Origin of the sequence: Priestia sp. 40, from assembly GCF_049368575.1 — a bacterium.
In the GTDB taxonomy this organism is placed as follows: Bacteria; Bacillota; Bacilli; order Bacillales; family Bacillaceae_H; genus Priestia; species Priestia zanthoxyli.
The window spans coordinates 233835-249449 of the sequence record NZ_JBMPZA010000015.1; the positions used below are offsets into that span (position 1 = coordinate 233835).

Annotated in this window: 13 protein-coding genes; 2 read left to right on the forward strand and 11 right to left on the reverse strand. The window is 37.4% G+C overall.

The genetic code is table 11. From position 1 onward, the window contains the following. Positions 1–15: 15 nt before the first annotated feature. From pepF to mecA, 4 genes are all read right to left on the reverse strand, one after another. The gene (gene pepF, locus ACO1DI_RS16080; RefSeq protein ID WP_423145466.1) at positions 16–1833 is read right to left on the reverse strand and encodes an oligoendopeptidase F; all 1818 of its coding nucleotides are present in this window, start codon (positions 1831–1833) and stop codon (positions 16–18) included. A 163-nt stretch (positions 1834–1996) separates the two neighbouring features. Beyond that, positions 1997–3178 carry a competence protein CoiA gene (locus ACO1DI_RS16085; protein WP_042992327.1) on the reverse strand — a complete coding sequence of 394 codons (1182 nt, stop codon included), beginning with the start codon at positions 3176–3178 and terminating at the stop codon, positions 1997–1999. 119 nt (positions 3179–3297) lie between these two features. Continuing rightward, the gene (gene cls / locus ACO1DI_RS16090; RefSeq protein WP_423145468.1) at positions 3298–4815 is read right to left on the reverse strand and encodes a cardiolipin synthase; all 1518 of its coding nucleotides are present in this window, start codon (positions 4813–4815) and stop codon (positions 3298–3300) included. A gap of 214 nt (positions 4816–5029) precedes the next feature. Further along, complete coding sequence (mecA, locus tag ACO1DI_RS16095) at positions 5030–5710, reverse strand: adaptor protein MecA (RefSeq protein ID WP_013055427.1); 681 nt, start codon at positions 5708–5710, stop codon at positions 5030–5032. A gap of 360 nt (positions 5711–6070) precedes the next feature. On the opposite strand from mecA, the gene ACO1DI_RS16100 reads away from it, so the two are divergent. Beyond that, positions 6071–6739: a TerC family protein gene (locus ACO1DI_RS16100; RefSeq protein WP_221780425.1), complete on the forward strand. Its 669-nt coding sequence runs from the start codon at positions 6071–6073 to the stop codon at positions 6737–6739. 93 nt (positions 6740–6832) lie between these two features. Here the strand turns inward: ACO1DI_RS16100 and madM are convergent, their stop codons facing one another. The 6 genes from madM to ACO1DI_RS16130 all read right to left on the reverse strand — a co-directional run bounded on the left by madM (position 6833) and on the right by ACO1DI_RS16130 (position 13393). After that, positions 6833–7594 (reverse strand): malonate transporter subunit MadM, encoded by a 762-nt coding sequence (madM, locus tag ACO1DI_RS16105; RefSeq protein ID WP_423145469.1) that lies wholly within the window; start codon positions 7592–7594, stop codon positions 6833–6835. Beyond that, positions 7591–8004, reverse strand: a complete 414-nt coding sequence (gene madL, locus ACO1DI_RS16110; protein WP_013055424.1) for a malonate transporter subunit MadL — start codon at positions 8002–8004, stop codon at positions 7591–7593. Before madL ends, madM begins: the two co-directional genes overlap by 4 nt. A 195-nt stretch (positions 8005–8199) precedes the next feature. Beyond that, positions 8200–9096, reverse strand: a complete 897-nt coding sequence (locus tag ACO1DI_RS16115; protein WP_208732732.1) for a LysR family transcriptional regulator — start codon at positions 9094–9096, stop codon at positions 8200–8202. Positions 9097–9297: 201 nt separating this feature from the next. Beyond that, positions 9298–9696, reverse strand: coding sequence for a transcriptional regulator SpxA (spxA, locus tag ACO1DI_RS16120; protein ID WP_013055422.1), 399 nt, complete (start codon positions 9694–9696; stop codon positions 9298–9300). Between the two features lie 417 nt (positions 9697–10113). Further along, a complete protein-coding gene (locus tag ACO1DI_RS16125; protein WP_014461580.1) occupies positions 10114–11517 on the reverse strand; it encodes an amino acid permease in 1404 nt (467 codons plus the stop codon). A gap of 511 nt (positions 11518–12028) precedes the next feature. After that, a complete protein-coding gene (locus tag ACO1DI_RS16130) occupies positions 12029–13393 on the reverse strand; it encodes an amino acid permease (RefSeq protein ID WP_014461581.1) in 1365 nt (454 codons plus the stop codon). A 444-nt stretch (positions 13394–13837) separates the two neighbouring features. Between ACO1DI_RS16130 and ACO1DI_RS16135 the strand changes: the two genes are divergently transcribed. After that, on the forward strand, positions 13838–14413 hold the full coding sequence (locus tag ACO1DI_RS16135) for a GNAT family N-acetyltransferase (RefSeq protein WP_013055419.1): 576 nt from the start codon (positions 13838–13840) through the stop codon (positions 14411–14413). A 284-nt stretch (positions 14414–14697) separates the two neighbouring features. On the opposite strand, the gene ACO1DI_RS16140 is transcribed toward ACO1DI_RS16135, so the two are convergent. Next, on the reverse strand, positions 14698–15615 hold the full coding sequence (locus tag ACO1DI_RS16140; RefSeq protein ID WP_042992328.1) for an ABC transporter ATP-binding protein: 918 nt from the start codon (positions 15613–15615) through the stop codon (positions 14698–14700).

Genomic DNA, 15615 nt, shown 5'->3' on the forward strand with positions numbered 1-15615 from the left:
TGCTTCATTTTAATTTTATTGATTTAATAAACGTTCCATTTCCGTTAATTTCTCTTCAAATACGGCTAGCGCTTCTTCAATAGGCTGAGATGTTGTCATATCCACTCCTGCCTTTTTCAACACTTCAATTGGATAATCAGAGCTTCCTGACTTTAAGAAACCTACATAGCGCTCAACAGCTGCATCTCCTTCTTCAAGGATTTGCTTACTTAATGCTGCTGCTGCACTGAATCCTGTAGCATATTGATAAACGTAGTAATTGTAGTAGAAATGCGGAATACGAGCCCATTCTAATCCAATCTCTTCGTCAATTACTAAATTGTCTCCAAAATACTTTTTATTTAAGTCATAATACAATTTTGTTAATAATTCAGGTGTAAGCGGCTCTCCGTTTTGAGCACGTACGTGCACATCGTGCTCAAATTCAGCAAACATCGTTTGACGGAATACAGTACCGCGGAACCCTTCTAAATAATGGTTAAGCAAGTACAAGCGCTGCTTTTCATCATCGATTGTTTTTAGTAAATAATTGTTTAGAAGCGCTTCATTACACGTGGAAGCTACTTCTGCAACGAAGATTGAATAATCTCCGTAAGGATATGGCTGCGTTTTTCTTGTGTAATAACTGTGTACAGAATGGCCAAATTCATGGGCTAGTGTAAACAAGTTATTTACGTTATCCTGCCAGTTCATTAAGATATAAGGATTGGTACCGTACGTTCCTGAAGAATAAGCACCGCTTCGCTTGCCTTTGTTCTCATGAACGTCTACCCAACGATTTTCAAATCCTTCTTTTAACACATTAAGGTAGTCTTCACCTAGTGGTTTCAGACCTTTTAAAATATAATCTTTAGCTTCTTCATAGGTTACTTCCATTTTTACGTCTTTTACTAAAGGCGTATAGAGATCATACATATGAAGCTCTTCAATTCCCAATACTTTCTTACGTAAATCAATATATCGATGCAGTAAATGCAAATTATCGTTCACTGTTTTAACTAAGTTATCGTATACTTCTTCTGGAATATTATTTGTGCTAAGAGCTGAGTGACGAGCTGAATTATAGTGACGAACGCGAGCGCTAAAATTATCTTTCTTCACGGTGCCGCTTAATGTACTTGCAAACGTATTTTTAAATTTACCGTACGTTTCGTAAACCGCTTTAAACGCTTCTTCTCGTACGCGGCGATCGCTGCTTTCTAGGAAACGAATATAGCGCCCGTGCGTAATTTCTACTTCTTCTCCATTTTCGTCTTTAATGGAAGGGAATTCTAAATCTGCGTTGTTTAGCATTCCAAACGTGTTACTTGAAGATCCTAGCACTTCAGAAGCCTGAGCAAGAAGCGCTTCTTCGCTTTCTGATAAAATGTGCGGACGCTCGCGAGTAATTTCATCTAACGCATGAGCATATAACTTTAGCTCTTTATGTTCCGCCATGTATTGTTTAATTTTTGATTCTTCAATAGACAAAATTTCTGGTGTTACATACGATAGTGCACTTGCAATTTGGGTATAAAGTGTTTTGATACGATCATTTAACCCTTGATAAAAAGAGTTAGTGGTATCTTGATCGTAGCGCATATGAGCATATGTATAAAGTTTACTAACGCGCATTGTGAGCTCGTCTTGCTCTTGAAGAGCGTCGTATAAAGTTTGAGCGGACTCTCCAAGTTTCCCTTTGAATTTCTCCATTTGCGGAATAAGAGCTTTTACTTCTTCAAATTCTTTTTCCCATGCGTCATCTGAAGCAAAAATATCTTCTAGTTTCCACGTATCTTCTACTTTTATCTCGCTTCTACTTGGTAACTTTTTTACTTTTGATTGTTCACTCATGGTCATCCCTCCATCTTTTTCTACCTGTCTATAACTGTTCGCTTTTTCTAAGGCGAATCCTTTTTATTTCTTTCGTTATTGTATGTTGTTTTAAAAGAATTAATCAAAAGTCAGTACGCTTTTGAAAAAAGGATTCTTTCTTAAGCGTACTGATTTTCAGTGATTATGTCACTTCTTTTGCTTGATTTAACCACCTTTTCATCATTTGTCCATCTTCTAAAAAAGCATCAGATGTTTGCTTTGGAATCGTGTAGTGCCTTCTGATTTTGTATACCCCAGAAGTTACATACGTTAGCATCCCTAACCGGCATAATACCTCTATATACTCAAACAGGGGCTGTTCCACAGCAACAGGGGCCATCGGCAAAGACCGAAATACAATGTGCCGCTTATGAATTCTGTAGAGCCATAGCCGGCATAACTCTTTTTCTGTAACTAAATCCCCTACTTGCTTCTGCTGCATTAAATCAAGAAGCAGCCACGTTTGCCATATAGTAGCAGACGTTTCAACCATGTATAAAGAAGGCAGCGGTATGCCTGCTTCTGCTGGAATATGGGAGGGAGGAATATTATTTTCATAAAGAGCTTGTAAAAAAGGCTGAAGCTTCTGATTAGGATAGAGGATATAATGCGTTCTCCATGCCTTCTTTTTCTTTATCCATGAAGAGAAAAATTGAGGTTGTGTATGTGTAGAAAAAAGATCATGAAAGGTATGCTCATGAGGAGAGAGCACGACAAGCTGTGCATAACAAATCTGAGACGAAAAAGGAATAAGATGTTCAAGTTTCAACAGTTGATTAGTAGAAGGTGAAAAATAAAGAAGTGTGGGCGTATAATCGTAAAGAGTAAGAAACTGCCACTCTTGAAAAGAAAGTTGATACATATAAGTGGATAAGCGCTTCATTCTTTTTGCCCCCATAATCCAAAGGGGCATATAATTTCCTTTCTCATAATGAATAGAACGTTTGGTTAGCACTGAGGAAGATAAGGAAGCACATTGAAATTCGATTGCATATTTTTGCGAGGGCGTATCTACAAGAAGATCTGGACGTTGCATAATGTCAGGAAGATAACTTTCTAACTCGACTTCAAGATGAGAACTAAACCAGTGAAACAGCTTTCGTTTTCCGTCGAGGTGATAATCTGTTTCACCTTCATGCTGAGCGACGCACGTTTTTTTCAGGTGAGCAAAATGAGGGATTTTTTTTGTACCTACCTTTAACTGTACAGGGGCTTGACAAGAGGGACAGTAGAACTGCTTTTCTTTTTTCCACAGCTTAAGCTGTTCAAGCGAAAAGCGCTGAGCTAGTGAAATGAGGCCTTCTTCTGTTCGGGCAACTAACAATCGTACATTTCTCCTTCCTATAGTAGCGAGCTATATCCTTGTATTCGACGCCTTTCTACTAAACCCTTTTCTTTCAAGAAAAAACCACATTGCAGCATACGCAATGTGGTTTTCAGGGATTATAATAGCGGTGAAAGCAAACGGGCCGTTGATTCAAATAGCCGCTGTATAAATGGCCGCTTTTCAAAGTCTTTAAAGTGAAGCTCACTCGTTTCTTCTAAATCTTGCATATATTCATATACGAGCTTTTGGGTACTAGCTGTGCGATATAAAAAAGCATTTACTTCAAAATTCAAATGAAAGCTTCTCATGTCCATGTTAGCTGTTCCAATAGAGGCAATTTCTCTATCAACAATCACAATCTTGCTGTGCATAAATCCTTTTTTATACTCGTAAATTTTCACACCTGCTTCTAGCAGCTCCGGAAAATAAGAGCGTGATGCATGAAAAACAATTTTTTTATCAGGCTTCTGAGGTACAAGAAGCCTTACATCTATACCGCTTAGAGCAGCTACTTTGAGGGAAGTAAAAATATCTTCATCAGGTATGAAGTAAGGAGAAGCAATCCAAATGGACTCTTTCGCAGACGTAATCATCGAAAAAAATAAGTGTTTGATAATTTCCCATTCACGGTCTGGTCCGCCAGCAATCATTTGAACACCGCCGCACTTTTCCATATCAATGTCAATTAAATCCGGCGATAGATACGTTTGAGTAAGCATCGTCTGACCTGTCATATAATACCAGTCTTGCAAGAAAATAAGCTGCAATGAACGGACTGCCTCACCCTTCACCATCAAATGTGTATCTCTCCAAAAGCCGAAATGCCGACTTTTCCCGAGATATTCATCACCGATGTTCAAACCTCCTACAAATCCAATTGTTCCATCAATGACTACAATTTTACGATGATTACGGAAGTTGATTTTATTATTAAGAAAGGGAAGTCTGACCGGCAAGAATGGAATCATTTCTACGCCCGCGTTTCTTAACTCGTGAATATAATGCGGTGAAAGCTGAAAACTGCCCACGGCATCATACAAGAAACGTACATAAACTCCTTCTTGTACTTTCTGAATTAAAATATCTTTAATTTGTTCTCCTAAGTGATCATGTCGTACGATGTAATACTTTAAGTGAATATGGTGCCTTGCATGCTTTAATGATTCCATAATTTCGTGAAACGTCTCTTTTCCATTCGTCAATGCGCGCGTATCTGATGAAAAAGAAATTGGACTCTTGCCAAGCCTGACGGCTAGCTTCAGCATTTGCTTTCTACTGGTACCCAACTGTTCAAAGTGATTTTCTAATATACCGGAATCTCTTTCCATCTTTAAAAGCACCTGTTCATCCAGCTTTGCTTTTTTAGCAAATAAACGCCGTTTTCGCGTATTGCGTCCAAATAACAAATAAAAAAAGAACCCTATTACCGGGAAACCGCCTAATACTACGAGCCACGTTAGCGTTTGAGTTGGATGCCGGTTTTCTAATGAAATAACAAGACCGATGAAAACAACACTAATCGTAATTAAGATACTTAGCACGCCAATAAATTTACCGTCCCAATACCCTTTTGTAAAATAAAGCAAAGCAATAATACCAACAACAAAAATTAAAAGCTGTAATCTATTTTTCAACTTGTTTTCACCTATCCTAAAACCAATCTTTCATCATTAATAACAGGTCTCTATACCGTTATTATCCTCAAACTTGTTATTTTAACACTACACTTTCCCGTGTAGGAACCAGCCGTCTGCTTTTTCCACCTATATTGTTCGACATGAGCGGAGAGCTTTTCCAAAAAAGAGGGCAAAACAAAGACCGATTTCATATACATGAAATCGGCTGCTATTATCGTAAAGGAAAATACTGCTTTACTTGTTCAAGTGCATTTTCACTGATTAATTCTTTTCCATATTCCATTAAACGATGAACTGTTACATTTGATTCATTTGCATATTCTAAAATGATACTTAAAATGTTATCAATTTCAGCTACAAAATCTTCATCATCTGTAAACTCAACGTATAAATAATATTTCCCTTCAAACACGTACATGCTGTTAATGATATCATCTAACTCTAAATGGTGACTTAAGGAAATTAAATGTTCTAAGTCTTGAAAGCGTGCGACGAACTGTAGCCCTTCGTCTTCTATAATTTCTTCTTCAAAATCAGCTTTTTTATTTTGATTTGCTTGATGATCAAGCAACGCTTCAATTTTTCCATCTACAGGGATATCGATTTTATCATTTTCACCAACAGGTACTTCGAACTTTTGACCGTCTTTTGAAACTTGTGCTCTTGTTACAATAACCTCTAGCCCCTTCTCAAGCGCATGTACTTGAATCCAAAGAGGACCTTCTGCTACAAACTCTTCTTCTTGATGAATTTCGTCCATCATCTCCCAGAATAGCTCTTCACTGCGCTCTCGGCTAAACCAAATTTCATTGCGATCAAATCCACGTTCTTCAATATCTACGTAAGTGACAAAGAATTTTACTGTGTTTTCATTAATGCGTTCGATTTCCATTATCATCTCTCCCTTCGGAAAAATCAGTGAAGGTAATCCGGCCATTTCGAACATTACCCCTAAACGATGAAGGGACTATTTTACCCCCGTGTTAAAGCAATATTACATGTACTTTCTCACTTTGTAAAGCATTCTAACTTGGGATATACAAGCATACACTATTTGAGTGAACCTTGTATATCTATTTTATGACAAAATGCGAAAGAAAGGAAATAAAAAATACTCTGACAACTCATAGCCACCTTACACCTTACTTTGTTATATACATAATCTCTTTACCCTATGAACGCTTTTTGTTAAAAATGAACACAGATAAAGCAATATGAGCTACTTATCCTTACATATTGGGAGGGAAGACTATTGGATTTAGAATTAATAACCTCCATTCTTCTTATTATCGGTATCGATATTGTATTAGGTGGAGACAACGCTATTGTTATTGCCTTAGCAAGCCGCAACTTACCTGAATATCAGCGAAATAAAGCTATTTTTTTAGGGACTGGCTTAGCTGTGATAGTTCGCATTGTACTTACTATTTTAGCTGTTTATTTACTAACTATTCCTTACTTGCAGCTCATCGGCGGTTTTTTATTAGTGATCATTGCCTTTAAGCTTCTTGTATCAGACGGTGATGATGCATCTTCAATCCGTGCAGGTGTGACATTAGGGGCCGCTGTAAGAACGATTGTATTTGCTGATATTGTAATGGGACTAGATAATGTAATAGCTGTAGCAGGCGCAGCTCATGGAAATATTATCTTGGTTGTTACCGGATTACTCGTATCCGTCCCCATTATTGTTTGGGGAAGCAAGCTCATTTTGTATTTGATGGAACGATTTCCCCTGCTTGTTTATGGTGGAGCAGCTATTTTAGCTTATACTGCTGGAAATATGATTGGTCATGAAAAGAACTTACATTCATTCTTTGCAGAGCATACATCTCTAGGAACATTTATTCCGTTTATAACAATTGCTGTTGTGCTGATAAGCGGCATGGTTGTTAATACCTTTCGTTCAACTAAACGATAAAGAAAAGGCCATACTAAACATTTTTATTTAGTATGGCCTTTTCTTTAGTTTAATGAGCACAGCAGTCTTTTATTCATAAAACACTTTGTACACTTAAAAAATAATCTCTGTGAGTAAAAAAAGAATAGATGGTACGAGTAAGCAACCCAGACCTGTATAAAATGTAGCTGTCATGGCTCCATAAGGTACAAGTTTTACATCTGTCGCGGCTAAACCAGCTGCTACACCGCTCGTCGTCCCCATAACTCCTCCATAGATCATTGCTGTACGAGGGTTGTTTAGTTTGATTTTCTTAGCAAATATCGGTGTCAAAATCATAACTGAAATGGATTTAATTAAACCTACAGCTATACTTAACGCGATAATATCAGAAGAGGCTCCAATCGCAGTTCCAGAAACCGGCCCCACAATATAGGTCACGGCTCCTCCTCCGATTGTGGTCAGAGCAATGGGATCTCTATATCCAAAACAAAGAGCAACAATTACACCTATTACAAAGGAATAGAAAACCCCAAAAAACAAGGCCGTAATCCCGCTGATTCCCGTTTTTTTGACTTCGCTAAAATTGGCGCCGAACGCCGTAGCAATAATGGCAAAATCTCGCAGCATCCCTCCGCCCATTAAACCAATTCCTGAAAATAACTGTACATCAGAAATTCCTTTCTCTCCTCCTGTGTTCACTCCACCGATATAAGCAAGGATCAATCCAAACATAATAGCAATAGCAGATCCGTGAACTCTTCCTTTTGTTAGTTTATCTGATAAAAAATAAGCAAGATACATGACAATCCCAATAATAGCAAATGCCGTAATCAGTCCGTTATTTTCTAATCCTTCTTTGATCATATTCATCATTTTATCTGCTCCTTAGGTAAAATAGAAAGCTCTATTTCTTGTTCTTTCACCTTCGCTTTCTCTCCTATTCTGCTGATAAATGGTATGGATAAAAAGCCTACAACGACTACTACCACCCCTGCAAGAAGGGCCATGCCTCCTCCATCAAGAGCAGCTACAACATTTTGCTGTGCAGACATTGCTACCACGATAGGAATATAAATACCTCCCCAAAAAGCAATGCCTTCTTCGGATTTTACTTGGAGCTTATTTTTCTTCTTTAAATAATCCACCGCTAGTACAAGAAGAAGCATGGATACCCCTACTCCTCCAACGTTGGCTTCTACTCCCATCAGCCCTCCTAATGCGTCCCCTACAATTACCCCTATCAACATGCAAATAGACAGCAGCGCTACACCGAAGATTATCATATTACTTCCTCCCCACTCCATCATTGAAAGCGTTTACTTTACAGTTTAAAAATAGTGTAAAGGAAAAAAGTTGAATAACCTATGCATTTTTAGTTATATACTTATATCAAAAATGACATAATGCAGCTTTTCTCTACGGTGCACTTTAGCTTTATTCGAAAAAGGAATAAAAATCATGACATTTAGTCATGATTTTTATATGTATTCATGAGTCGTACCAGAGGGCAAATGTTTAAAATAATCAATCACAAACTGCCTGAAGATTTGTTGTAAATCTGTCACGTAGCCTCCATTGTTCCAGGCTAAAAAGATAGTACGTTCAAATGTTTCCTCTTCCATCTTCAGCAGCTTTACATCTTTTCCTGTAGAACCTCCCCAAGTTACTTCAGGAATAAAGCCTATTCCTTGCTTCGCTCTAATCAACCCCCTCACTGTTGCTGGATCATCGCTTTCAAACGTAATTTGAGGTACAAAATTCTGTTCCTTACAAATTACATCCGTTATTTTCCTTAGCTCTTTCCCTTTCTTTAGCACAATGAATTTCTCATTTTTGAGTTCACTTAACTTTACACGTGATTGCTTGGCTAAAGGATGATCAAGAGGCACTGCAAGCAAAATCGATTCACGAAGCAAATGGGTATGTTCGATCTGACGGGTTATTAATGGAAAAGCTGAAATACATAAATCAAAATCAGGCTGTGAATTAGAATTAGTCAAATGCTGCATCAGTCGAAAACGCACCTGAGGATATTGCTCACGAAACCTGCTTAATAGCTCTGGGAGTAAATGTGAACTAGCTAATACAACAAGGCGAATTTCTTCACATGGATCGTTCGACATATCCTTTAGCTCGTGCTTTGCATCTTCCAATGTTTTTAAAGCAAGTTCTACTTTGGCACAGAATGCTTTACCATACCGATTTAATTTAATGTATTTACCGTTTCGATCAAACAAACGAATGCCTAGCTCTTTTTCTAACTGTGAAATTGTTTTGCTGAGCGCAGGCTGAGATACGTATAGTTCTTCGGCCGCTTTACTGATATGTTCTAGTCTAGCAACTACTTGGAAATATTTTAGCTGTAAAAGCTCCAATCCGTTCACCACCACTTTTATATGTTTAGTTACTCTCTTTCTTTACTAATTACATATATACTTCATTTTCCCTGCTATTTCGACAAAAAATAAGCAGCAGGGGGCCACTGGCTCCCTGCTGCTTATTTTTTATATACCAACTTCAAGCAAACGTTACTTGGTTGGTTTCTTATTTAAATCTTAAACAGACAAATATAAAAATTAACCATTCACAAGTCTTTGAGCTTCGCGAAGTTGGAAAGTACGCACTTTACGTGGTAAGAAACGACGGATCTCGTCTTCATTATAACCAACTTGTAGACGTTTTTCATCAATGATAATCGGACGGCGCAATAAGCCAGGATTTTGCTGAATTAATTCATACAAATCTTGCAAAGGCATAGCGTCTACCTGAACGTCTAGTTTTTGGAAAGTTTTCGAACGTGTTGAAATGATTTCATCTGTTCCATCTTCTGTCATACGTAAAATTTCTTTAATCTCGTCGATTGATAACGGCTCTGAAAAGATATTACGCTCTGTATATCCAATATCATTTTCCTCTAACCAAGCTTTCGCTTTACGACAAGATGTACAACTTGGTGATGTATATAATGTAACCATTTACTCCTTCACTCCTTCTATCATAATCGGTCATAACATTTAAAACATGAACTGTAAATCATGTTGTTTTATACAAACTTCAACGAGTGTAAATATTTAATGACTGATAATGAAAATCGATACTACTTTATAATTACTTTTAAAAAATAATATCTATTTGCATTATACTATAAACTTCATCGGAATGATATACTTTTTGAAGTGAACTAGTACATTAGTTCGTTCCTTCACTGTCATTATTTTCATTGCCGATTTTCTTCATTATTTATTTACCACACTACTATTACGAATAAACCTGTAGATTAGTTTCATTTTTTTATTATTTTTTCTTTCACAAATTCCTCAACTTTTTCAGTCACTAAAAAAGCCTTGCAGAAGAACTGACTTTTCTGCAAAGCTTTTGAGATAACCTCTTATTTATTTCATAGCTGATGTGCTTTTTCCTCGTCTCATTAAGATAGGATACAGTAACAGTCCGATTACAAATAAGCCAATACCTAAGAAAAATGTTTTTAAATCAGCTGTACCTGTCTTAATCACCCAAAGCGAATAAATAAGTGCTAACGAGGCAATGATTCCGTCTTTTACTCGCGATCCTTTAATCGTGTCGTACGTCTCCCCCGTCACAATAAGCTTTAATTGATAAACTGTCGTCACGAAATAAGGAACTAAATAAGCGAGAGTAGCTACAACGATAGCGAAATTATAGGCTTGCGAAACTGTACCTGAAATAGTCGCGAACAAAAACAACTGTGTTAAGCCATTTGTTAATGTTAGTGAGCGGGCTGGACTATTATTCTGATTCGTTTTAGCAAACCACTGTGGAAACAACCCTGATTTTGCTGCTTGATAAGGAACTTCTGCACTAACAACAATCCATCCAACAGTAGAACCTAATAAAGAAATAAGTGCTAAAATGGCCATTACGTAAGCACCTTTATGTCCAATCACCATTTCTAACGTATCTACCAAAGGTTTTTGAGACTGCTGAAGCTGAGCTGTTGAAAGAATCCCCATAGCTAAAAGCGTAATCCCCACATAGATAACCATTGAGATCAATAATCCAAGCAGCGTTGCTTTCTTCACTACTTTTTGTGATTTTGCACGGTTAGATAACAGTACAGCCGATTCAATTCCGATAAACGCCCACAGCGTAGCAATGGCTGCCCCATTGACCTGACTTCCCAATCCTACATTTATACCCTTTGAATTAACAAATTCTGTACTGACCAGATTGGATGCGCTAAATAGCGATAGCGCCACAACAATAAATAAACCGAATCCAATAATTTTAGCTGCCGTTGTGATAAAGTTAATATTACCGGCGCTATTAATATCTCGCTGCAAAATAGCTTGAATTCCCCATAGGACAATAGAACATACTAAAAACGTAATGAATTTTCCAGCTTCTAATTGAAAATTTCCGACTGAAAATAAAATATCCTTACTCTCCATTACTGGAAAGAACGTTGTTAAATATCCCGCAAACGATATGATGACAGATGCTGTTGCAGCCCAGTTAGCTGCCCAATAGCCCCAAGCCATGCTATACCCTGCTACTTTACCCGCTTTAGGTGATGAAAAAAGATTCGCTGCATAACTTTGAGGCCCTCCTTTTAATTCGGGCTTTCTCATGACTAAATTCCCGAATACAAGAGCAATCATGAACACGCCAAGACCTGTTGCAATCCAAGCAAGTGTTGAACCGATTGGACTTGATACGTTTGCTAAATTAGAAGGAAGCATAAATACTCCGCCGCCTACCATGTTACCAACTACAAAGGCTGTTAAAAACCAAAGGCCCCATTTTTTATCTTTCATTTGCTGTGTCTCCTTTTGCTTTCTAAGAGCTTAAACTTTTGACATAGAAAGCGCGATGCTAATCTATTAACACGTAAAAATTATTTGTTTTTTCATTCATCTCTTCATTTGTTTAACAATATAATATATTAGCACACTAAAGCAAAAAGTGAAATAATAAATCCTTCATTTTCTTTTGGAAAAAAATGCGGCTGAGACATAACTACATTAATCTATAGATGAACAAACGGGATATATGAGCTCGTATGGATTGCGCTTGTTACACCGCTGTTGATTTCCGTGCAAGACTTCGCTCTCCGAGGGCGGTGAGCTTCCTCGTTGCTTCCGCTCCTGCAGGGTCTCACTTTTCCCCAGGAGTCTTCGCCTTACCCTCCAATCAATAGCTAGAAGCCCTACATACAGTAACCCTATGTTCACCATAAAAAAATGCGAACGAGTTGGATTCTTAATCAAGAATTCAACTCGTTCGCATTTTCCTTCAACGAAACTACTTTTGTCTCAGCTTCATTTTTTATCTTTTATGAAAACCTTTTGAGTAGTAGACAACAACCAATAAAACAAACCATACCGGACCTACAATAAGGGCTATTCTTGTATCAGAGGAAAAACTCATCACCACTACTACTCCCGCTAAGAAAGCAAGAGCGAGATACGACGTATACGGGAAAAACGGAAGCTTATATTTTAAATCACTTACCTGCTGATCGCTTAATCCCTTGCGGAAGCGAATTTGGGAAAGTAAAATAATTCCCCATGTCCAAATCGCTCCAATAGTAGCAATACTTGTTACCCACGTGAACACCTTATCAGGAACAACATAGTTTAAGCCAACTCCGAGTAGCAGTACAACAGCTGAAGCAATAACTGCTGCACCAGGCACGCCGCCTTTTGTTAAGTTGGCATAGCGTTTTGGAGCTTCCCCGTGCTGAGCTAAATTAAATAACATACGGCCTGTACTAAAAATTCCACTGTTACAAGAAGATAAAGCCGCTGTTAACACTACAAAGTTTATAATCCCTGCTGCAGCGGGAATTCCAGCTTTATCAAAGGTTAAAACAAATGGGCTTCCTTGTGTTCCGATCTCTGGCCAAGGATAAATAGACATAATAACAAACAAAGCTCCGATGTAAAAAATCAAAATTCTCCACAGTACATTATCAATTGCTTTTGTTAATGTCTTTTCTGGATTTTTCACCTCTCCTGCGGTTACCCCAATCATTTCAATACCAAGGTAAGCAAACATAACCATTTGAAGTGATAAAAGAACACCTTTCATACCATTCGGGAAAAAGCCCCCGTGATTCCATAAATTACTGATCCCTGTTGCTATACCGCCATTTCCAATTCCAAAGATAATCATGCCTAGTCCAAGCACAATCATAAGGATAATCGTTACTACTTTAATAAGAGAAAACCAAAACTCTAGTTCGCCATATGCTTTTACAGCTAAAAAGTTAACCCCTGTCATGATAACGAGCGCTGCAAGTGCCCATATCCACTGAGGTACACCCGGGAACCAAAACTCCATATATACTCCAACAGCTGTAATTTCAGCCATACATGTAATAATCCACATAAACCAGTAGTTCCAGCCTGTTAAATAACCAGCAAGTGGCCCTAAATAGTCGTTAGCATACTTACTAAAAGAACCGGCAACTGGATTTTGTACTGCCATTTCACCTAGCGCTCTCATAATAAAAAACATAATAAGACCACTGATTCCATACATGATAAGAATACCAGGACCCGCTAACCGAATAGCGGATGCAGAACCTAGAAACAGTCCAACTCCGATAGCTGCACCTAAAGACATTAAGCTAATATGTCTTTCCTCAAGTCCACGGCTTAATTCTTTTTCTTGCGTGTTCCCTTGCATAATTCTCTCTCCTAACATGTCCATTTCATTTAATAGCGGCTAATTGTGTAGCATTACGTTATTTTTCAGCTAAATAATTCCAGAGATTGTATGTACTAAAAATCTGATGCTGCAAGTTCCAAACCTGCACTTTTACCGCTATTACATCTATAAAATACAATATTAAAAAAACTTCACTTTGTTCATTTTATCAAAAATCACAAAAAATGCGATAGTTTTTTGTGATTTTCACAAATAAACTTACGATTTAAATATAATTAAACTCATTTTTACCATTATATGTTCTTATACCACTATAATTATTTAATTATTTTGAATAATCTATCTTTTTTGGTCTATATTTTCAATTATAGATGCTTACTTTTCCCTAAAAAGGGTAAAGATAAGATAACTGTTTAAACACTATTATGAACATCATCATGAAAAGATCAGTAGGAGGGTGCTATGAATTGGTACGAAAAACTCAGTCAATATTTTCCCATTGAAGAAATGAAATCAAAGAAGCATATCGAAACGCTTTTACAAGAACGCAGCGATATTTATCATAAAAATGAAGGACCTCATCACGTATTAATGTACGTGGAAACAGACCAATTTATCTTTATTGATTACCTCTTTGTTTCAAAAGACGCTCGAGGTCAAGGGCTTGGCGGTAAATTAATTGATGAGTTAAAACAGCATAACAAACCAATTATCTTAGAAGTAGAGCCTGTAGACTATAAAGATTCAGACTCAGCAAAACGACTGCATTTTTATAAACGTGCAGACTTTAAGCATGCTCAAACAATTGGCTATAACCGCCGCTCATTAGCTACAAATGAAATTAACCAGATGGAAATTCTATATTGGTCTCCTACCTCTGAAACAGAGGAAAGCATTTTAAATAAAATGAAAAAAACGTACGAGTTGATTCATACGTACAAAGACAAAGAAATATACGGTGCGTCTTATCAGCCGGCAGATCAAGTGTTAAAAATTGACAAAAACCGTAAAGACGGCGACATTTTAGCAGATTTATAAAAAAAGAAGGTAGACAGATGTCTACCTTCTTTTTTTATTTTTTGAATTATTATTCAATATAAAACATTATTAATCACTTATATTCCTTTAGTTATAAGGTTTGTATATAGATATTTTGTCTTAAATATAAAATTCTGAAAATTTTTAATAGTATTTTTCAACCCTTTACTGTATAATACCTGTAAAGCGCTAATGTTACTTGTTCTTACATGTTTTTTGCAACTTGAAGCTTAGTGTTCTTTGATAACTAAATAAAAAACGACCTCGTTGTGAGATCGTTTTTGTTATGTTGTATATGTGGCAAACTCTGCTTGAGAACAAGACACATAGTGACCTGGAGATACTTCTCTAAGCTCTGGTTCTTCACCGTTATAGTCGTGAATACTTGGATCATAAATTTTGCGCTGACGCGTTTTTTCACTATCAGGATCGGGAAGCGGGATAGCTGAAAGCAACGCTTTTGTATATGGATGAAGAGGGTTACGATAAAGTTCATCACTTGGTGCAAGCTCTACAATTTTCCCTCTATACATAACGCCGATGCGATCGCTGATGTATTTCACCATTGACAAATCATGGGCGATAAACAAATATGTTAGTCCACGTTCACGCTGTAACTTCTTCATTAAGTTAACAACCTGAGCTTGTATAGATACGTCCAAAGCTGAAATTGGCTCATCTGCGATGATAAAATCAGGTTCTACTGCAAGTGCTCTTGCGATACCGATACGTTGACGCTGTCCGCCACTAAACTCATGTGGGTAGCGATTTGCATGTTCTTTGTTAAGACCTACTGTTTCAAGAAGCTCATGAACCTTTGCCATACGCTCCTTTTTGGTTTTGGCTAAGCCGTGAATATCAATGCCTTCTGCAATGATATCTGCTACGGTCATACGAGGATTAAGCGACGCATATGGATCTTGGAAAATCATTTGCATTTTACGATTGAATTTTTTAAGCTCTGAGCGAGATTTACGACCATGTACATTTTCGCCATTGAACAGCACCTCACCGCTAGTAGCATTGTATAAACGAATAATCGTTCTGCCTGTTGTTGACTTTCCGCAACCAGATTCACCTACAAGCCCTAATGTCTCTCCGCGGAAGATGTCAAACGTCAGACCATCAACTGCTTTAATTGTCCCTTTGTTTGTGAAAAAATGTTGCTTTAATCCTTTAATCTCTAATAATTTATCTGTCAT